General features: G+C 69.2%; 18 protein-coding genes and 1 tRNA gene. 7 read left to right on the top strand and 12 right to left on the bottom strand.

Annotated features, from left to right (window positions below; translation table 11 throughout):
- Positions 1-2 precede the first annotated feature (2 nt).
- The 5 genes from IE066_RS03435 to IE066_RS03415 form a co-directional block, all read right to left on the bottom strand.
- Complete coding sequence (locus IE066_RS03435) at positions 3-623, bottom strand: hypothetical protein (RefSeq protein ID WP_189446958.1); 621 nt, start codon at positions 621-623, stop codon at positions 3-5.
- Between the two features lie 226 nt (positions 624-849).
- On the bottom strand, positions 850-1074 hold the full coding sequence (locus IE066_RS03430; RefSeq protein ID WP_189446957.1) for a hypothetical protein: 225 nt from the start codon (positions 1072-1074) through the stop codon (positions 850-852).
- 243 nt (positions 1075-1317) lie between these two features.
- On the bottom strand, positions 1318-2367 hold the full coding sequence (locus IE066_RS03425; RefSeq protein WP_189446956.1) for a tyrosine-type recombinase/integrase: 1050 nt from the start codon (positions 2365-2367) through the stop codon (positions 1318-1320).
- Between the two features lie 78 nt (positions 2368-2445).
- Positions 2446-2535, bottom strand: a tRNA-Ser gene (locus IE066_RS03420).
- Between the two features lie 55 nt (positions 2536-2590).
- Positions 2591-3583, bottom strand: coding sequence for a LysR family transcriptional regulator (locus IE066_RS03415; protein WP_189446955.1), 993 nt, complete (start codon positions 3581-3583; stop codon positions 2591-2593).
- Between the two features lie 109 nt (positions 3584-3692).
- Between IE066_RS03415 and IE066_RS03410 the strand changes: the two genes are divergently transcribed.
- Positions 3693-4265, top strand: a complete 573-nt coding sequence (locus IE066_RS03410) for an FMN-dependent NADH-azoreductase (protein WP_189446954.1) — start codon at positions 3693-3695, stop codon at positions 4263-4265.
- A gap of 61 nt (positions 4266-4326) precedes the next feature.
- On the opposite strand, the gene serS is transcribed toward IE066_RS03410, so the two are convergent.
- Complete coding sequence (gene serS / locus IE066_RS03405; protein WP_189446953.1) at positions 4327-5607, bottom strand: serine--tRNA ligase; 1281 nt, start codon at positions 5605-5607, stop codon at positions 4327-4329.
- A 113-nt stretch (positions 5608-5720) separates the two neighbouring features.
- Here serS and IE066_RS03400 point away from each other — a divergent pair, with 113 nt between their 5' ends.
- On the top strand, positions 5721-6359 hold the full coding sequence (locus tag IE066_RS03400) for an energy transducer TonB (RefSeq protein WP_189446952.1): 639 nt from the start codon (positions 5721-5723) through the stop codon (positions 6357-6359).
- Here IE066_RS03400 and aroA read toward each other — a convergent pair.
- The 3 genes from aroA to serC are packed head-to-tail and all read right to left on the bottom strand — an operon-like array spanning position 6343 to position 9862.
- Positions 6343-7656 (bottom strand): 3-phosphoshikimate 1-carboxyvinyltransferase, encoded by a 1314-nt coding sequence (gene aroA, locus IE066_RS03395; RefSeq protein WP_189446951.1) that lies wholly within the window; start codon positions 7654-7656, stop codon positions 6343-6345. The two genes, IE066_RS03400 and aroA, sit on opposite strands and share 17 nt — an antisense overlap.
- A complete protein-coding gene (gene hisC, locus IE066_RS03390) occupies positions 7653-8780 on the bottom strand; it encodes a histidinol-phosphate transaminase (protein WP_189446950.1) in 1128 nt (375 codons plus the stop codon). Before hisC ends, aroA begins: the two co-directional genes overlap by 4 nt.
- Entirely contained in the window at positions 8777-9862 is a 1086-nt protein-coding gene (serC, locus tag IE066_RS03385; protein WP_189446949.1) for a 3-phosphoserine/phosphohydroxythreonine transaminase, read from the bottom strand. Before serC ends, hisC begins: the two co-directional genes overlap by 4 nt.
- Positions 9863-9984: 122 nt before the next feature.
- Between serC and msrP the strand changes: the two genes are divergently transcribed.
- Positions 9985-10956, top strand: coding sequence for a protein-methionine-sulfoxide reductase catalytic subunit MsrP (msrP, locus tag IE066_RS03380; RefSeq protein WP_189446948.1), 972 nt, complete (start codon positions 9985-9987; stop codon positions 10954-10956).
- Entirely contained in the window at positions 10953-11618 is a 666-nt protein-coding gene (locus IE066_RS03375) for a protein-methionine-sulfoxide reductase heme-binding subunit MsrQ (protein WP_229790726.1), read from the top strand. Before msrP ends, IE066_RS03375 begins: the two co-directional genes overlap by 4 nt.
- Here the strand turns inward: IE066_RS03375 and IE066_RS03370 are convergent.
- The gene (locus tag IE066_RS03370; RefSeq protein WP_189446946.1) at positions 11587-12372 is read right to left on the bottom strand and encodes an FHA domain-containing protein; all 786 of its coding nucleotides are present in this window, start codon (positions 12370-12372) and stop codon (positions 11587-11589) included. The two genes, IE066_RS03375 and IE066_RS03370, sit on opposite strands and share 32 nt — an antisense overlap.
- Positions 12373-12433: 61 nt before the next feature.
- On the opposite strand from IE066_RS03370, the gene IE066_RS03365 reads away from it, so the two are divergent.
- Both IE066_RS03365 and IE066_RS03360 read left to right on the top strand, forming a co-directional pair.
- On the top strand, positions 12434-12709 hold the full coding sequence (locus IE066_RS03365; RefSeq protein WP_189446945.1) for a polyhydroxyalkanoic acid system family protein: 276 nt from the start codon (positions 12434-12436) through the stop codon (positions 12707-12709).
- Positions 12710-12761: 52 nt separating this feature from the next.
- Complete coding sequence (locus tag IE066_RS03360) at positions 12762-13700, top strand: restriction endonuclease (protein ID WP_189446944.1); 939 nt, start codon at positions 12762-12764, stop codon at positions 13698-13700.
- 16 nt (positions 13701-13716) lie between these two features.
- On the opposite strand, the gene fabB is transcribed toward IE066_RS03360, so the two are convergent.
- Positions 13717-14931, bottom strand: a complete 1215-nt coding sequence (gene fabB, locus IE066_RS03355) for a beta-ketoacyl-ACP synthase I (RefSeq protein WP_189446943.1) — start codon at positions 14929-14931, stop codon at positions 13717-13719.
- Positions 14931-15446 (bottom strand): 3-hydroxyacyl-[acyl-carrier-protein] dehydratase FabA, encoded by a 516-nt coding sequence (gene fabA, locus IE066_RS03350; RefSeq protein WP_189446942.1) that lies wholly within the window; start codon positions 15444-15446, stop codon positions 14931-14933. The genes fabB and fabA overlap by 1 nt, the downstream gene beginning before the upstream one ends.
- 211 nt (positions 15447-15657) lie before the next feature.
- Between fabA and IE066_RS03345 the strand changes: the two genes are divergently transcribed.
- The gene (locus tag IE066_RS03345; RefSeq protein WP_189446941.1) at positions 15658-17451 is read left to right on the top strand and encodes a GGDEF domain-containing protein; all 1794 of its coding nucleotides are present in this window, start codon (positions 15658-15660) and stop codon (positions 17449-17451) included.
- Positions 17452-17466: the final 15 nt, after the last annotated feature.

Genomic DNA, 17466 nt, shown 5'->3' with positions numbered 1-17466 from the left:
GGTTACCGTCCGGTGGTTAGTCGACGAACCAGTCGAACATTGATGGCGTCGTCGTCGAACATCACCTCCGCGGTCGTCGCTATAGCGTCCTGCAGCGGCGCCCCGTAGTTCGACACTAGCCAATCAGACAGATTGATGATGAAGCGTGCCCTCGGAGCCTTTATGTCTCGTGGCTTGCTCAGAGGCTGCTCAATCCACGATCTATGGCACTGCTCGCGATAGTGTCTGAGCGCTTCTGGGATCGACCATTCATTTCTGGACAGGTCCCAGAGCTGACTGTGGTCCACCGTATTGGACCCTTCCGAATAGGCAGTTCCATTCGGCGCAACGCCGCGGACACCGACGCCCAGCTTTCTCAGCAGGTCGCGTAGCACCGGAAACGGTAGAGCCTCGGCCGGTGCGGGACCTTCAGTGGCGAGTGATTCCAGCACATCAACCGCGGCATCCATCTTTGCCATCCACTCCCGGCGCTCCCGCTGCGTCTTCTGCTCCCAAGGGTCATCAGTGGCGGCACGATCGAATGCATACAGTGCACCGAGCAGGAAGGTGACTGCCCAGTCCGACCCGAAGTAGCCACCCGGCGCCCCCGCGGCGCGCTCAATCATCACCCAGACCGACCGCATGCGGTCATCGGTTACAAGCCTCGGAGCAACTTGCCACGTCTCCGCGGCAACGGAATCCTTGTAACGAGGGTCTTCAAAGACTCGCCTGGCGCTGCACGGCACCACATCTAGATAGCGAGTTTTCCCTTGTGCCACGACGCGCACCCCTGCGCCCCCGTTAGAGAGCCGCGCCGAGCCGGTGGGGTAACCGGCTTTTCGGGGATCAGCCTAGGCGCGGATTAGACAGTCACTGCTTGCGAGGCGCGCGCTCTATCGCGTTAGCAATCGCCCGCGCGAGACGCGCATCTACGTCGTCGGATTCGGTGTCCTGATGTTCGCCGCGCATGACAGCCGCGATCATTTCCTCGAGACGCCGCAGCAGGCGGTCTTCGCGTGCCTCAAGTGCAAGCTTGCGCTGGCGTTCAACGTCCGGCTGCTGCCGTGCCGGGAACCTAAGAATCTGCGCGCTCACTTCCGAGCCCTCGACGCCTGATACCGCGCGAACGCGTCCTGCATGTTGCGATAGCAGGATCGCAGCTCCGCATCCGAGTTGTGGCGGAGAAAGGCCAACTCGTCGTCCGTGCGAACCGTACGGACAAAGTCGTCTTCAGCGCGGCGCTGCTTTGGAAAGGCGATAATCGTTGCCGCCATGGTCGTCCCCTATCAGACGGTTGTGGAAGGCGGGCCGAGTGTTAGCGCACTCGGTTCCGCCGCTTTAGCCGAGGAACCGCTCGGCCATTCGATCGACCGCTGCGGTCGTGTGCTGCTCGCTCAGGTGGCTGTAGCGCTTCACCATGGCGAGTGTTTTGTGTCCGAGGATGGCCGCAATATCCATCAGCGACGCGCCGCTCATCGCGAGGTAGCTCGCCGCTGAGTGCCTCAGGTCGTGGAATCGGAAGTCGGTCAGGCCAGCGTCCCCGCGGGCCTCGCGCCAGTATTTGTCGACGACGTCCACCGTCTCCGGGAATACCGCGCCGACAGGTAGGCGCCCTGCCTTCCACTGGCGCAGCACTTCCACCGCGGCCGGCGCGAGCGGGACCGTTCGGGACTCGCCGTTCTTGGTGTCCAGGAAGCGCACCGTTCGGCGATCGAGGTCGACGTGCTGCCACTGCAGGCCCAGCAGCTCGCCCTTGCGCGCGCCAGTGGCCAGCGCGAGGCGAACCAGCGGGCCCAATAGCTTGAGGTCGGAGACGTCGCAGCAGGCCAGCAGGTCGCGGCGCTCGGTCTCGGAGAGGAAGCGCTCGCGCGCCTTGCTGTCCGGCATCCGCGTGACGTTGGGAACCGGATTCTTCGGGATCCAGCCGTATTCCTTCACGGCGACCGTCAGCACAGCCGACAGCGCAGCAATGCGGCGATTTACGGTGGCGCCCGACCGGACCTTGCCCGTGCGCGTCTTCTCGAGCGCGATTCGGTCGCGAACCTCGGCGATGGTCGACGCGGTAACGGTTACCAGCGGGCGGCTGCCGAGTTCCTCTTTCCACCACGTCAGCATCCGCGTCTGCTCGCGGGTGTTCTTCTGGAACTTCGACTGCGGGAGCGTGACCTGCAGGTAGCGGTCGATCGCATCGCCAAGCGTGCGCTTGCGGGCTTCCGATGACGGCACGCTCTCGCCCGTGTCGAGCTTGTGCTCGATGGATCGCGCCCACGCCTCAGCCTCGATTTTTCTCGCAAACGACTTGGTCAGCCACGGGCCGGACTGACGACGCACGCGAACGCGCCAGGTCGTCTTTCCCGTCTTGCCGACTCGCTTCTCGAAGGTCGCCACTCGCTGTCCCAAAGTGTCCCAACGGGGACAACCATGGACCGGCCGGCGGAGGCTTGCAAGCCCCTAAACCCTTGAATTTGGCGGAGAGGGTGGGATTCGAACCCACGGAAGGTTTGACCCTTCGGCGGTTTTCAAGACCGCTGCCTTAAACCACTCGGCCACCTCTCCGTGGCACGCCGTCGGAACGGCGCCGCATTGCGCGGCGCCGGATTGTCGCATGGACTCAGGCGGTTGCGACCTGCACGCCGCGGGTCGCGAGCTCCATCGACTCGGTGCACGGGCGACCATGGATCTCGGAGCACTGCAGCCGCGCGGATTCGACCATTGCCGGCGCGCGTTCGGCCAGGAAGTCGATGAAGACGCGCACGGCCGGCAGCATGCCGCGACGCGAGGCGAACACCGCGTGGAAGATGCCCTGCGGCAGGCGCCAGTCGGGCAGCACCACCTCGAGCTCGCCGGTGCGCACGGCCTCGGCGCAGATCGTCTCCGGCAGCAGCGTGATGCCGATGCCCTGCTTCGCGAGCTGCATCAGCATCGGGAAGTCGAAGCCCATGATGCGGGGCTTGAGTTCCATGCGACGCACCTCGCCGTTGCGGCCGTGCAGCTCCCAGCGCTGGCGCGCCTCGTCCTCGCTCATCGACATGGTGACGTGCTCGGTGAGCTCATCCGGCGTCTGCGGGCGCCCCATGCGCTTGAGGTACTGCGGGCTGGCGACGAGCAGCTCCTGGATCTGGCCGAAGCTGCGCATCACCAGGCTGCCGTCGTCGTCGAGCTTGGTGCGTACGCGCAGCGCAACGTCGAAGCCTTCGTTGATGACGTCCACGCGCCGGTTGCTGATGTGCATCTGCACGCGCACCTGCGGGTACAGCGCGAGGAATTCCGGCAGCAGCTTGGGCATGTGCTGCTGCGCGATGCCGACCGGCACGCTGACGCGGATCACGCCGCGCGGCTCGGCGCTCAGGCGATCGACCACCTCGCGCGCGGCCTTGGCTTCTTCGAGCATGGACTGCGCATGGCGGTACACGCTCTGGCCGACGTCGGTGACGGCGAAGCGGCGCGTCGAGCGCTGCAAGAGACGCACGCCGAGATCGTTCTCGAGCTGGCTGATGCGTCGGCTCAGGCGCGACTTCGGGATGCCGAGCGCGCGTTCGGCGGCGGCGAAGCCGGAGTGCTCGACGACGGCGGCGAAGTAGTACAGGTCATTCAGATCGTTCATGACGACAGTTCCATGCCCGCAACGGTACGTGACATTAGACTACCTTAATTCTATTTCTGCAACGCCATAGGTTTCCTGCACCCCGGCCATGCCGCAGACAGGACAATCCATGAAGCTCCTCCACCTCGACTCCAGCGCCCTCGGCGCCAATTCCGTCAGCCGCCAGATCACGGCCGCCATCGTCGAGCAGCAGCGGCGCGCAAACCCGGCGGTCGAGGTGCTGCGCCGGGACCTCGACACCGACGCCTTGCCCCACCTGTCCTCGGCGACGTTCGGCAACGAAGCGGCGGCAGCCGAGTCGGCCGCCGTGCTGGAGGAGTTCCTCGCCGCCGACACCGTGGTGATCGGCGCACCGATGTACAACTTCGCGATCCCGTCGGCGCTGAAGGCATGGATCGACCGGATCACCGTCGCCGGCAAGACGTTCCGCTACACCGAGGCCGGCCCGGAGGGCCTGGTCCCCGACAAGACCGTGATCGTGGCGATCGCGGCCGGCGGCGACCACGCGGGCCAGCCGACCGACTTCATCGAGCCCTACCTGCGTTTCATCTTCGGCTTCCTGGGCGTGCGCGCACTGCGCTTCGTCCGTGCGGACGGCGTGTCCATCTCGCCCGAACGCCGCGCGGCGGCGATCGAAGCGGCCATGGCCGGCCTGCGCGAGCCGCTGTCCCGCGCAGCCTGAGCCGCGGACAGAAAAAAGCCCGCTCGACGAGCGGGCCTTTTCATCGGGTGCCAGCGGACGCTCAGCGCAGGACGTCGACGCCGCCCATGTACGGGCGCAACACCTCGGGCACGACGATGCTGCCGTCGGCCTGCTGGTAGTTCTCCATCACCGCGATCATCGCGCGGCCGACGGCGACGCCCGAGCCGTTGAGCGTGTGCACGGGCTCCGGCTTGCCGGTCGCCGGATTGCGCCAGCGGGCTTGCATGCGGCGGGCCTGGAAGGCGTCGCAGTTCGAGCAGGACGAGATCTCGCGATAGGTGTCCTGCGACGGCAGCCAGACCTCCAGGTCGAAGGTCTTGGACGCCGAGAAGCCCATGTCGCCGCTGCACAGCAGCATGCGACGGTACGGCAGGCCCAGGCGCTCGAGGACGACCTCGGCGCAGCGCGTCATGCGCTCGTGCTCGGCGTCGCTCTCCTCTGGGCGCGCGATGGACACGAGCTCGACCTTCTCGAACTGGTGCTGGCGGATCATGCCGCGCGTGTCGCGGCCATGGCTGCCGGCCTCGGCGCGGAAGCACATCGAATGCGCGGACATGCGCAGCGGCAGCTGGGCGTCTTCCACGATCTCGTCGCGCACGATGTTGGTCAGCGGCACTTCCGACGTGGGGATCAGGTAGCGCTTCGAGTCGCCGACCGCGGTGGAGAAGAGGTCTTCCTCGAACTTCGGCAACTGGCCGGTGCCGCGCATCGAGTCGGCGTTGACGATCACCGGCACGTTGACTTCGAGGTAGCCGTGCTCGCCCGTGTGCAGGTCGAGCATGAACTGCGCGAGCGCGCGGTGCAGGCGCGCCAGCGGGCCGCGCAGCACCGTGAAGCGCGCTCCCGACAGCTTGGCCGCCGTGTCGCCATCGAGCCAACCGTTGCGCGCACCGAGCTCGACGTGATCCAGCACTTTGAAGTCGAAGCTGCGCGGCGTGCCCCAGCGGTGCTGCTCGACGTTGCCGCTCTCGTCCTCGCCCGGCGGCACCGAATCCTGCGGCAGGTTCGGGATGCCGCTCGCGATGGCCTCGATCTCGTCGCGGATCGTCTCGAGTCGCGACTCGCTGGCCTTGAGCTCGTCGGCGATGCCGGCCACTTCCGCCATCAGCGGTGCAACGTCCTCGCCCTTCGCCTTGGCCTGCCCGATCGCCTTGCTGCGCGTGTTGCGAAGGTTCTGCAGCTCCTGCGTGCGCGTCTGGATCTGCTTGCGCTCGCTCTCGAGCGACTCCAGCACGGCGGCATCGAGCGCGTAGCCACGCGTGGCCTTGAGGCGTTCGGCGATTTCGGCGGGACGCTGGCGCAGGAGGACCGGATCGAGCATGGCGGGTTCGTCGAGCGGGGAAAGACGGGCATTATCACCGCAGCGCGTGGTTCGCGCTCTTCCCGGCGCGTCGACGGGCGCGCTGCGAACATCTACCAATGGAACCGACACGCATGGCGACGCCCGATCCCACGCCCCCGCCCGCTCCCCGGCCGCCGTCGCAATGGAAGCCGTCGCGGCGCACGTGGTTGTGGGCGCTGCTGGCCTTCGGCGTCGGGCTGGTGCTGTTCGTGATCGCCATGCGCAGCCATCGCGACAATGCGTTCTTCCGCGCGGGCGGCGTGCCACCGGCAACGTCCCAGCCGGATTACGCGCCACTGCCGGCGCCCATCGCAGGTGATAGCGGCGCCGGCATCGGGCCGCTGGAACCGCCGCCGCCGGAGCCGCGCCCGGTCGAGCGGCCCGCGCCCCGCCCCGCCCCCGCGCCCGTCGCGCAGGCGCAGCCGGAAGCGCCCGTCGCGTCGTCGGCGGTCGATCGCAAACCACGCCCGATCCCCGGCCAGACGCCGCCGCCGGATTACCCGCCGCGCGCCTTGCGCTCGGGCGAGCGCGGGACCGTGCTGGTGGTCGTCTACATCGGGCCGGACGGCGTGCCGACGTCGACCTCGCTCGCCCAGTCCAGCGGCTCGCGCGACCTGGACCGCGCCGCGATGCAGGCGGTGCGCCGTTGGCGCTTCGAGCCCGCGATGGCGGGCGGCCAGCCGACGGTCGGCCAGGTGATCGTGCCGATCGACTTCAATCTGGGCGACTGACCGCCAGCGCCATTCCGCTCCCGTTCGCGAGTTCGACGAATCCGGGGAACGAAGTGGCGACATTGGCCACGTCGCCGATCGACACATCCCGTTCCGCGCGCTGCGCGAGCACCGCCAGGCTCATCGCGATGCGGTGATCGCCCAGGCTGTCGACGCGCCCGCCGTGCGTCTGCCCGCCTTGGATCAGCGCGCCGTCGGGGGTCTCCGTGACGGCAATGCCCAGTGCACGCAGGGCGGTGGCCATCGCAGCGATGCGGTCCGATTCCTTGACGCGAAGTTCCTCGGCGCCACGCACGACGGTGGTGCCCGTGGCACAGGCCGCGGCGGCGAACAGCGCCGGGAACTCGTCGATCATGTCGGGCACGACCTCGGCCGGCACCTCGATGGCGCGCAGCTCGCTGGCCCGCACGCGCAGGTCGGCCACCGGCTCACCGCCTTCCTCGCGCGGCGAGCCGACCTCGATGTCGGCGCCCATCAGCCGCAGCGCGTCGAGCAGGCCCGTGCGGCGCGGGTTCATGCCCACGCCCTCGATGACGAGATCCGAGCCGGGGACCACGCATGCGGCGACAATGAAGAACGCGGCCGACGAGAAGTCGGACGGCACATGCACGTCGACGGCGCGCAGGCGCGGCCGGCCCATGAGGCTTGCACGGCCCGGCGCGAACTCGATGTCGGCGCCGAATGCACGCAGCATACGCTCGGTGTAGTCGCGCGTCGGGCGCGGCTCGACGACGCTGGTGCGGCCGTCCGCGTACAGGCCCGCGAGCAGCACGGCCGATTTCACCTGTGCGCTGGCCACCGGGGAATCGAAATCGATGCCGTTCAGGGCTGCACCACCCTCGATGCGCAGCGGTGGCAGGCCGCCGTCCGCCGTTTCGATGCGCGCGCCCATGCGCGCCAGCGGCTCGGTGACGCGGCGCATCGGCCGTCGCGACAGCGATTCGTCGCCCACCAGCACGCTGTCGAACGACTGCCCGGCAAGCAGGCCCGCGAGCAGCCGCATGCCGGTGCCGGCGTTGCCGCAGTCGAGCGGCGACGCGGATGCGCGCAGGCCGTCGAGCCCGACCCCGTGCACGATGCGCTCGCTCGGCGACGCTGCTTCGATGCGCACGCCGAGCTGTTCGAACACGCGCGCGGTGGCACGCGTATCCTCGCCTTCGAGGAAACCGGTGATGCGACTGGTGCCTTCGGCCAGCGCCGCGAACATGATCGCGCGGTGCGAGATCGACTTGTCGCCCGGCACACGCACGCGTCCGCGCAGCGGTCCGCCGCGACGTGCGATCCAATCCAGGCTCATGCCAGCACCTCGTCCAGCGCCGCGAGCAGGCGGCGGTTCTCATCGGCGCTGCCGACGGTGATGCGCGTCCAGCCGTGCAGCCCGTAGCCGCCCATCGGGCGCAGGACCACGTCGCGCTGCAGCAGGTGCGCCTCGATCGCCGGCGCGCGCTCGCCGAGCCCGACCAGCAGGAAATTCGTCTGCGACGGCAGCACCCGCAGGCCGCGGCGCGACAGCGCATCGCCGAGCACGGTGCGCTGCTCCGCATTGCGCGCGCGGCTCCATTCGAGATGCGCAGCATCGCCGAGCGCCGCCTCGCAGGCCGCCAGCGCGGCCGAATTGACATTGAAGCTCTCGCGCAGCCGCTCCATCACGGCCACGAAGCCTGACGCCGCGATCGCGTAGCCGCAGCGCAGCCCCGCGAGCGCATACGCCTTGCTGAAGGTTCGGGTGACGACGAGGTTGCCGTGCGCGGCCGTCAGCGCGAGCGCGCTCCGGTAGTCCGGTGCGTCCGCGAGTTCGGCATAGGCCTCGTCCACCACGACGATGACCTCCGGCGGGACAGCGGCGACGAACCGCTGCAGCGTCGCCGCATCGATCCACGTACCGGTCGGATTGTTCGGATTGGCGATGTAGAGCAGCCGCGTGGCGGGCGTGATGGCCGCAAGCAGCGCATCGCCGTCGTGACCCAGCGGCATGGCCGATTCCACCGGCAGCGCCGGCGCAACGCGCGCGTTCGCGCCCGCCGCCTGCGTCGCCAGCGCGAACACGGCGAAGCCGTATCGCGGATAGACGACGTCGTCGCCCGCGCCGGCGAAAGCCTGCGCGAACTGCATCAGCAGCTCGTGCGACCCGTTGCCGAGCAGGATGCACGCGGGCTCGACGCCGTGCAGCGCGGCCAGTGCGTGCTTGAGGCGGGTGCCGCGCGGGTCCGGATAGCGATGCATCCCGTGAAGCGCATCGAGCACCGCGGCGCGCGCGGCCGGCGACGGGCCGTACGGGTTCTCGTTGGAACCGAGTTCGACCAGCCACTCGGTGCGCTCGCGCATCGCCGCCACGTCGTGGCCCGGGTCGTACGCCGCCAGCCCGCGAACGCCCGCGACCGCGCGATCCGCGAACCAGGCTTCGTCGTAGGCGGGTGTCACCCGTGGCGCTTCCTGAAATCGTCCATGAACCCGATCAGCGCGCGCACGCCCGCTTCGGGCATCGCGTTGTAGATCGACGCGCGCATGCCGCCGAGCGCGCGATGGCCCTTCAGGCCGATCAGGCCCGCGGCCTCGGACTCGGCAAGGAAGGCCTTGTCGAGCGACGCGTCGTGCAGGAAGAACGGAACGTTCATGCGCGAGCGCACCGGCGCGGCCACGTCGTTGCGGTAGAAGCCGCCCGAGCCGTCGATCGCGGCATAGAGCGCAGCGGCCTTGCGCGCGTTGCGTCGCGCGAACTCCTCGACGCCGCCTTCGGCGAGCATCCACTTGAATACCAGGCCGGCCAAGTACCAGTTCCACGTTGGCGGCGTGTTGAGCATCGACTCGCCCTTGACGTGTGAGCGGTAGTCGAAGATGTCGGCACGCGGCTGCCCGGCGCGTTCGAGCAGGTTGCGACGCAGGATCACCACGGTCACGCCGACCGGGCCCAGGTTCTTCTGCGCGCCGGCATAGATGACGCCGAACTTCGACACGTCCAGCGGCTCGGAGGCGATGCTCGAGCTGAAGTCGGCCACCAGCGGAACGTCACCGACGTCCGGGATGTCGCGGAACTCGACGCCGTGGATGGTCTCGTTCGCGGTGATGTGCACGTAGGCGGCGTCGGGCGACAGCTGCCAGTCGGCGCGCGCGGGCAGGTCGCGGAAGCCGCCGGCCTCGCTCGTCGCCGCGATGTTCACGTCGACGTAGGGCCTGGCCTGCTTGATCGCCGTCTTGCCCCAGTGCCCCGTCACGACGTAGTCCGCGCGCTGGCCGGCGCTGGCGAGGTTCAGCGGCACCAGCGCCTGCGCGGTGGTGGCGCCGCCCGCGAGGAACAGCACGACGTAGTCGTCGGAAATCGACAGCAGCCGGCGCAAGTCGGCCTCGGCCTCGGCCGCGACGCCCATGAACTCCTTGCCGCGATGGCTGAGCTCGACAATGGAGGCACCGACGCCGCGCCAGTCCAGAAGCTCGTCGCGCGCCTGCTCGAGGACGACGTCCGGAAGGGTGGCGGGGCCGGCACTGAAGTTGAAGACGCGGGGCATCGCAGGGCACCTGATGGCGGGGTGAAGGTCGAGTATGCCGCAGCGCAGCACGGCCGCCAGCCCCGGCGCTGCAACTTTTTCATGCATGCCGTCGTCTAATCGACCGTCCACCGGAGATGGCCATGTCGCTGCGCGATGCCCTGAGGATCCCCGCCCGCGAAATCACCGACGAGGCGGTCTATCGCGACCGTCGGCGACTGGTCGCCGGGCTTGTCGCCGCGCCGGCACTCGCGCTTTCCGGCTGCGCGGACGCCGAGCCACCGCCGGCGCCGGCCGCGGTGCGCGTTGACCCCGCGCGCATGCGCTCGGGCTTCACCACGGCCGAGACGCGCACGACCTACCAGGACATCACGCACTACAACAACTTCTACGAGTTCGGCACCGGCAAGGCGGACCCGTCCAAGGCAGCGCGCACGCTGCGGACGACGCCATGGACGGTCGCCGTGGGCGGAGAATGCGCGAAGCCCGGCCGCATCGCGCTGGACGACCTCATCAGGGGCCCGACGCCCGAGGAGCGCGTCTACCGGCTGCGCTGCGTGGAAGGCTGGTCGATGGTGATCCCCTGGCTCGGCGTTCCGCTGGCCTCGGTACTCAAGCGCTTCGAGCCGACGTCGAAGGCGAAGTTCGTCGCTTTCACCACCCTCGCCGACCGCAAGCAGATGCCGGGCCTTGGCTATCCGGCGCTCGACTGGCCGTATCGCGAAGGCCTGCGGATGGACGAGGCGATGCATCCGCTGACGCTGCTCGCCACCGGCATTTACGGCAAGCCGCTGCTGCAGCAGAACGGTGCGCCGCTGCGGCTGGTCGTGCCTTGGAAGTACGGCTTCAAGAGCATCAAGTCCATCGTGCGCATCGACTTCGTCGAGAAGCGCCCGTTCACCAGCTGGAACGACTACGCCTCGAACGAGTACGGCTTTTTCTCCAACGTCAATCCGGCGGTCGACCATCCGCGCTGGAGCCAGAAGACCGAGCGACGCATCGCCGGCACCACCACGCGCCTGTTCGCCGACCGCATCGCCACGCGGCCGTTCAACGGCTACGGCGACCAGGTGGCATCGCTGTACGCGGGCATGGACCTGAGGAAGTGGTTCTGAGCCGCCCTGCCCCGAGGGCGGGCAAGCGTCGTAGCGAGCCGGCCGTCGTCGTCGCCAAGACGCTCGTCCACCTGCTCGCGCTCGCACCTGCGGCGTGGCTCGCGTGGCAGATCCGCTCGGAGTTGGTACTCGGCAGCGGCGCGCTGGGCGCGGACCCGGTCGCCGCCGTCGAGCACTTCCTGGGCCTGTGGGCGATCCGCTTCCTGATGGTCACCCTGGCCGTGACGCCACTGCGTCAGGTCACTGGCAAGCCGGTACTGCTGCGCTTCCGGCGCATGCTGGGGCTGTACGCGTTCTTCTACGCGACGTTGCACTTTGCCGCCTGGGCCGTGCTGGACCTGCGCTTGGACGTGTCGCAGATCGCGACCGAGATCGCCAAGCGCCCCTACATCACGGTCGGGTTCGCCGCGTGGCTGCTGCTGGTCCCGCTGGCGGCGACGTCGTTCCAGCGCGCGATGCGGCGACTCGGGCGTCGCTGGGGCCAGCTGCACCGGCTGGTGTACGCCGTGGCGATACTCGCCGTGCTGCACTTCTGGTGGCTGGTGAAGTCGGACATCCGCGAGCCCGCGCTGTATGCGGCCATCGCCGCAGTGCTGCTGGGCTGGCGCCTGTGGCGCCGCCTGCGGCCGGTCAGCCCGCGCCGTACAGCAGCAGCAGGCTGAGCGCGCCCGCGAGCAATACCGCGGCGACGATCAGCCACGGCAGCCGCCGCGCGGCGCGCCGTGCCTGCGCAGGCGGTGCATGCCGTTCGCTGGGCCGGCGCTCGCCGGTCGGCTCGTCCTCGTGCGGTGGGCGCGAGGCCTCGACGACGAAGCGGTGCTGCCCCGCGACGACAAGCTGGTCGCCCGGCACCAGCAGCGCGTTGGTGAGCGGATGGCCGTTGACCCAGACGGGCGCGCCCGGGGTACTGGCCGTGGCACGAACGCCCTTGGCGGTCGCATGCAACGCCACCTCACGCGGGCCGATGGCCTCATCGTCGATCGGAATGTCGGCGTCGTCCGCACGGCCGAGCACGCATTCGCGCTCCAGCGCGAAGCAGCGCCCGTGGTGGCGGCCTGCGATCGCGCGCAACACCGCGCGGCCTTCCGAGCGCTGCGTGCCGCTGCCGGCCGGGTCGGGACGACGACCGATCAGCACGCACTCGATGCCCGCCATGAACACGGAATCGCCCGCGCGCAGCATCGACATGCGGCGTATCGGCCGACCGTTGACGTAGACGCCGCGCACGCCTTCGCGCAACTGGAGCCAGACACCGCGCGAGTCGACATAGACGTGCGCGATCGGCGCGTCGTCCGCCTGCCGCGCATCGAGCGTGGACGGCAGGATGGCGTGCACGCCCGGCTCGAATTCGAGCAGGTCGCGGTCGGAATCGGTCGGGCGCAGTCGGAGGACGGTCACGCGCAGGGAATCTAGCATGGCGACGCCGCGTTGCCGGCCGATGTCGGACAATGCGTGCGATCCCCGCCCTGGAGGCCGCATGCCCACGATCGACATCCGCCACACGCACGCCCTCGCCGCCGATCGCGCCCGCGAGGCGGTGCAGCACATCGCCGAGACGCTCGCGAGCCGTTTCGGCGTCGAGCACGGCTGGCAGGGCGACTCGCTGATGTTCCGCCGCAGCGGCGTCGACGGCCGCGTGCATCTCGAGCCGGGTGCCGTGCGCGTCACGGCCGAACTCGGTTTCCTGCTCGGTGCGATGAAGGGCACGATCGAGGACGAGATCCGCCGCGTGCTCAACGAGCGTTTCCGCTGACCGTCACCGCGGCCACGGTTATAGTCCTCGCCCCGTCCCGCCTGGCCCGCCCATGTCGCCTGCCGTTGCGCTGATCGCCGGACTCGTCGTTGCGCTGCTGATCGCCGCCATCTCGATCGCATGGATCTGGAAGGCCCAGCGCGCGCGCCTGGAGACCCGCGAAGGCCTGGCGATCCTGTCCGGCATGCGCTGGCGCGAGCTGTCGAACCTCGTCGTCGACGCATTGGCGGCATCGGGCTTCGAGCGCGAATCGCCCGAGCAGCAGGCGCGCCGAGGCACCGCCGGCGAAGTGCACGTCTACCGCGACGGCCGGCCGTGGATCCTGACCTGCCGTCAGGGCCTGTCGCACGTCGTCACCCGCGCCTCGGTCGAGGAATTCACGCGTGCGTTCCGCACCTCGCAGGCGGTGGGTGGCCTCGTGGTCACGCCCGGCCGCGTCGAGCCGCAGGCGCGGGACGCCACCGGCAACGTCGAACTGGTCGACGGCGAGGAGCTTTGGAAGCTGGTCGGCCCTCTGCTGCCGCCGAGCGTGCATGCCGAAGTCGCCGCACGCGCCCATGCACGAGCACTGCGCACCACCGGCACGGCATTGGCCGCGGCGACGGCGGTCGGGCTGGCGGTCGGCTTCGGGCTGTCGCAGTTCGCAGACGAGACCGTTGCCGATTCCGCGGACGTCCCGGCGACCGTGACGCGGACGTCCCCGCCTCGCGTTGCCGCAACGCCCACGCCGGCTCCCGCCGCGCCGATGAGCGAGGACGAGGAGCGCGAGGCCATCGTGCGCGAGATCAAGGAACTGCCGGGCGTCGAACGCGCGCTGTGGTCGACGCGCTCGACGCTGCAGGTCTATCTCGCCGACCCGTCGGTCGCGAACGACGATGCGATCTGCTCGGTGATGAAGCGTTACGAGCTGCTGCGTGCCTCGCGACTGCAGATCCAGAGCCCCGACTCCTCGGGCCGGCCGGTGCGCTTCATGCAGTGCGCGGTCTACTGACCGCGCACCGCTGCGCTCATCCTTCGAAGCGCGAGAACACCAGGCACGCATTCGTGCCGCCGAAGCCGAAGCTATTGGACATGACCGTGCGCAGCTGCGCCGGCGTGGTCTCGCGCAGCACCGGATAGCCTTCCGCGCGCTCGTCGAGCGTCCGGATGTTGTTCGAGGCCGCCATGAAGCCGCCCTGCATCATCAGCAGGCAATAGATCGCCTCGTGCACGCTGGCCGCACCGAGCGAGTGGCCGCTCAGAGCCTTCGTCGACGACAGCGGCGGGATTGCGTCGCCGAACACCGCGCGCACCGCCTGCAGCTCGGTGATGTCGCCAACCGGGGTCGAGGTACCGTGCGTGTTGAGGTAGTCGATCGGGCGATCCAGCCCGTCCAGCGCCATGCGCATGCACCGCACCGCGCCCTCGCCGGACGGCGCGACCATGTCGACGCCGTCGGACGTCACGCCGTAGCCGACCAGCTCGGCCAGGATCGTCGCGCCGCGCGCCTGCGCATGCCCGAGCGACTCCAGCACGAACATGCCGCCACCGCCGGCGATGACGAAGCCGTCGCGGTCGGCGTCGTAGGGGCGCGACGCCGTTTCCGGCGTGTCGTTGAACGACGTGGACAGCGCGCCCATCGCGTCGAACTGGGAGGTCATGCCCCAGTGCAGTTCCTCACCGCCGCCGGCGAGAACGATGTCCTGCATACCGTGGCGGATCATGTCAGCGGCTGCGCCGATGCAGTGCGCGGAGGTCGCGCAGGCCGCGGAAATCGAATAGCTGACGCCCTGGATGCCGAAGGCGGTGGCGAGCGCGGCTGACACGGTCGAGCACATCGTGCGCGGCACCATGTACGGCCCGATGCGGCGCACGCCCTTGTTCTTCAGCAGCTCGCCGGTCTCGATCTGCCACTGCGCCGAGCCGCCGCCCGAGCCGGCGATCGCGCCCGCGCGCGGGCTGCGCAGCAGTGCCGGGTCGAGGCCTGCATGCGCGACCGCGTCCATCGCCGCGACGTAAGCATGCGCCGCGGCATCGCCCATGAAGCGCCGAAGCTTGCGATCCACAAGCGCGTCCAAGTCGAGGCCCGGATCGCCCGCGACGCGGCTGCGCAGGCCCAGCTCCTCGTATTCGGGGATGTAGCGGATGCCCGAGCGCCCCTCACGCAGCGAGGTCGACACGGTGTCGAGCTCGCGGCCGAGGCAGGAGGTCAGACCCATGCCGGTGACGACGACGCGCCGCATCAGAAGCCCTCCGTCGAGCCGAACAGGCCGACTCGCAGGTCCTTCGCGACGTAGATCTCGCGGCCGTCGACGTACGTGCGGCCGTCGGCGATGACCAGCGCGAGCTTGCCGCGCATCACCCGCCGGATGTCGATCTCGTAGGACACGACCTTCGCCTCGGGCAGGACTTGCCCGGTGAACTTGACCTCGCCCACGCCGAGCGCGCGGCCGCGCCCGGGCTCACCCAGCCACGGCAGGTAGAAGCCGGCCAGCTGCCACATGGCGTCGACGCCGAGGCAGCCGGGCATCACCGGGTCGCCGAGGAAGTGGCATTCGAAGAACCAGAGGTCCGGGCGGATGTCGAGCTCCGCCCGGATCACGCCCTTGCCGTAGCGGCCACCCGTTTCGGCGATCTCGGTGATGCGATCGAACATCAGCATGGGCGGCGCCGGCAGCTTGGCGTTGCCGGGGCCGAACATCTCGCCACGGGCACAGGCCAGCAGCTGGTCGCGGTCGAAGGAGGAAGGTCGGGTCATCGATGGGGGACATGAACGACTGAGCCCGCAAGTCTACCCTTCACCCGCGATACACCCCGTACGACCACGTACTGTCAAAGCGACGGTCGGGATCGGCTCCGCCCGTGGCGTTGCGATCCTCCCGTTCACTTAGCCTCGCGCGACCGACTCAAGTTTATCGGTCGCGCGCCGCATAATCAGTGTCAGGGACGCGTGAAGCCCAGGGGACACCGTGGCGAATTTTCCGATGGGCCGCCGGATACTTGCGGCGGCACTACTTCTGCTCGCGCATGCCTTGCCGGCATGGGGCTCGGCACTGGGCGACCTACTCGCGCGTGCGGACAGCGTGCGGTCGTCGGACGTGCGGCAATTCCGCGCCCTGCTGGCGCAGGCCAGGACTCTCGACGGCGATGCCACGCGCGCGGAGCGCGAACTCTTCGAATTCCTGCAGGCGCACGAGCAGATCGTGCTCGGCAATTATCCCGCCGGCATCGCCGTCGCAAAGCGCCTCGCTCGCGACGCCGGCGACATGGATCTCCGTTATCGCGCCGCGCTGCTGATCGCCAACACCGGCGCGCTGACGCGCGACTATCCGGACGGGTTGCACTACCTGTCGGAAGCGCTGGCCATGGAGCGCAAGGTGCGCGATCCGGCGATCCGCCAGCTCGGGTTGGCAGTCGCCGCCACGCTGTACAACCAGCTCGGCGAAGCGAAGCTGGCACGTGCGTACGCAGAGCGCCAGATCAAGCTTGGCGGCACGCCGCGTGTCCTCTGCGCCGCGCACGAGAATCGCGTGCGCGCCATGAATGCTCTGGCCGACACGGGCGGCATCCCGGATGCCGTCTTCGACCAAGCGATAGCCGCCTGCGATGCGGCCAAGGAGCCCATCGGCGTCTATCTCGTCATTGCCTCGCGCGCGCGCCACCTGCAGAACATCGGCGAACCGGCCGAGGCGATCGAACTGTTGCGCAACAATCTCGACGGCGTGCGCGACGTCGCCTACGGTCGCCTCACCGCCGAGTACTACGGCCAGCTCACCGACCTGCATTTCGCCGACGGCGATCTCGAGGCGGCCGAACGCACTGCCCAGCAGATCGTGGCGCTGGACGGCAAGGATCCGCACTGGATGCCCCTTGCCACCGCCTATCGCGTGCTCTACCTCAGCGCGAAGCGCAAAGGCGAGCTGGGGCGTGCGCTGAACTACATGGAGGAGTACCACGCCGCCGACAAGACGCTCGTCGACGATGCGCAGGCCCGCGAATACGCGATGGAACTCGCGCGCCACCAGGCGCTGGAGCGCGAACAGCAGGCCGCGGTACTGACCCATCAGAACCGTGCGCTCACCGCGGAGAAGCGCGCGCTCGCCGAGTCGGCCCGCGCCATGCGGCTGGCGATCGTGCTGATGGGACTGGCGATCGCGGTGGTCGCCTACTGGGCATGGCATTCGCGCCGCACGCACCGCGTGCTGCGCCGCCTGAGCCAGACCGACTCGCTCACGGGCCTGGCCACGCGCCGGCATTTCGGCGCGACCGCCGCACGCCTGCTGTCGGACTGCGAGCAGCGCCAGCGTCCGCTCAGCGTGCTGCTGCTGGACATCGACCACTTCAAGCGCATCAACGACGAATGCGGGCATGCCGTCGGCGACTGGGTGCTCAAGCAGGTCGCCGACATCGGTCGCGGCCTGTGTCCTGAGCGCGATGCGATCGGCCGCCTTGGCGGCGAGGAGTTCGCACTCGCGCTGTCGGATCTCGACATCGACCAGGCGGCTGCGCTGGCCGAAGGCTTCCGGAGGGCGATCGGCGAGCTCGACTATCTCTCGGGCGGCTGCCATGTCCCCGTCACCGCCAGCATTGGCGTGGCGTGTACGAGCCACTCGGGCTACGGCTACCAGAAGCTGCTGTCGGAAGCCGATCGCGCCATGTACATGGCCAAGCAGGCCGGTCGCAACCGCGTCGCGTCCGCCGTGCCGCCTACGGGCTACGTGCCCGGCCCGGTCGGTCGCGCCGCGGAGAACGATCCCGCCTGAGGGCGGAGGCGGCCC

Origin of the sequence: Cognatilysobacter xinjiangensis (genome assembly GCF_014651995.1) — a bacterium.
Lineage (GTDB): Bacteria > Pseudomonadota > Gammaproteobacteria > Xanthomonadales > Xanthomonadaceae > Cognatilysobacter > Cognatilysobacter xinjiangensis.
Note: the sequence above shows the minus strand (reverse complement) of the source record. Positions and strands in the feature narration are given on the sequence as shown.

Excerpts from the sequence above, each read along its gene's own strand:
- serC (WP_189446949.1), bottom strand. The coding sequence starts at position 9,862 with ATGCCCCGCGTCTTCAACTTCAGTGCCGGCCCCGCCACCCTTCCGGAC.
- IE066_RS03435 (WP_189446958.1), bottom strand. The coding sequence starts at position 623 with ATGCGGTCGGTCTGGGTGATGATTGAGCGCGCCGCGGGGGCGCCGGGT.
- aroA (WP_189446951.1), bottom strand. The coding sequence starts at position 7,656 with ATGAGCCTGGATTGGATCGCACGTCGCGGCGGACCGCTGCGCGGACGC.
- IE066_RS03360 (WP_189446944.1), top strand. The coding sequence starts at position 12,762 with ATGTCGCCTGCCGTTGCGCTGATCGCCGGACTCGTCGTTGCGCTGCTG.
- msrP (WP_189446948.1), top strand. The coding sequence starts at position 9,985 with ATGTCGCTGCGCGATGCCCTGAGGATCCCCGCCCGCGAAATCACCGAC.
- serS (WP_189446953.1), bottom strand. The coding sequence starts at position 5,607 with ATGCTCGATCCGGTCCTCCTGCGCCAGCGTCCCGCCGAAATCGCCGAA.
- fabB (WP_189446943.1), bottom strand. The coding sequence starts at position 14,931 with ATGCGGCGCGTCGTCGTCACCGGCATGGGTCTGACCTCCTGCCTCGGC.
- IE066_RS03365 (WP_189446945.1), top strand. The coding sequence starts at position 12,434 with ATGCCCACGATCGACATCCGCCACACGCACGCCCTCGCCGCCGATCGC.
- IE066_RS03370 (WP_189446946.1), bottom strand. The coding sequence starts at position 12,372 with ATGCTAGATTCCCTGCGCGTGACCGTCCTCCGACTGCGCCCGACCGAT.
- IE066_RS03410 (WP_189446954.1), top strand. The coding sequence starts at position 3,693 with ATGAAGCTCCTCCACCTCGACTCCAGCGCCCTCGGCGCCAATTCCGTC.
- fabA (WP_189446942.1), bottom strand. The coding sequence starts at position 15,446 with ATGACCCGACCTTCCTCCTTCGACCGCGACCAGCTGCTGGCCTGTGCC.
- IE066_RS03400 (WP_189446952.1), top strand. The coding sequence starts at position 5,721 with ATGGCGACGCCCGATCCCACGCCCCCGCCCGCTCCCCGGCCGCCGTCG.
- IE066_RS03415 (WP_189446955.1), bottom strand. The coding sequence starts at position 3,583 with ATGAACGATCTGAATGACCTGTACTACTTCGCCGCCGTCGTCGAGCAC.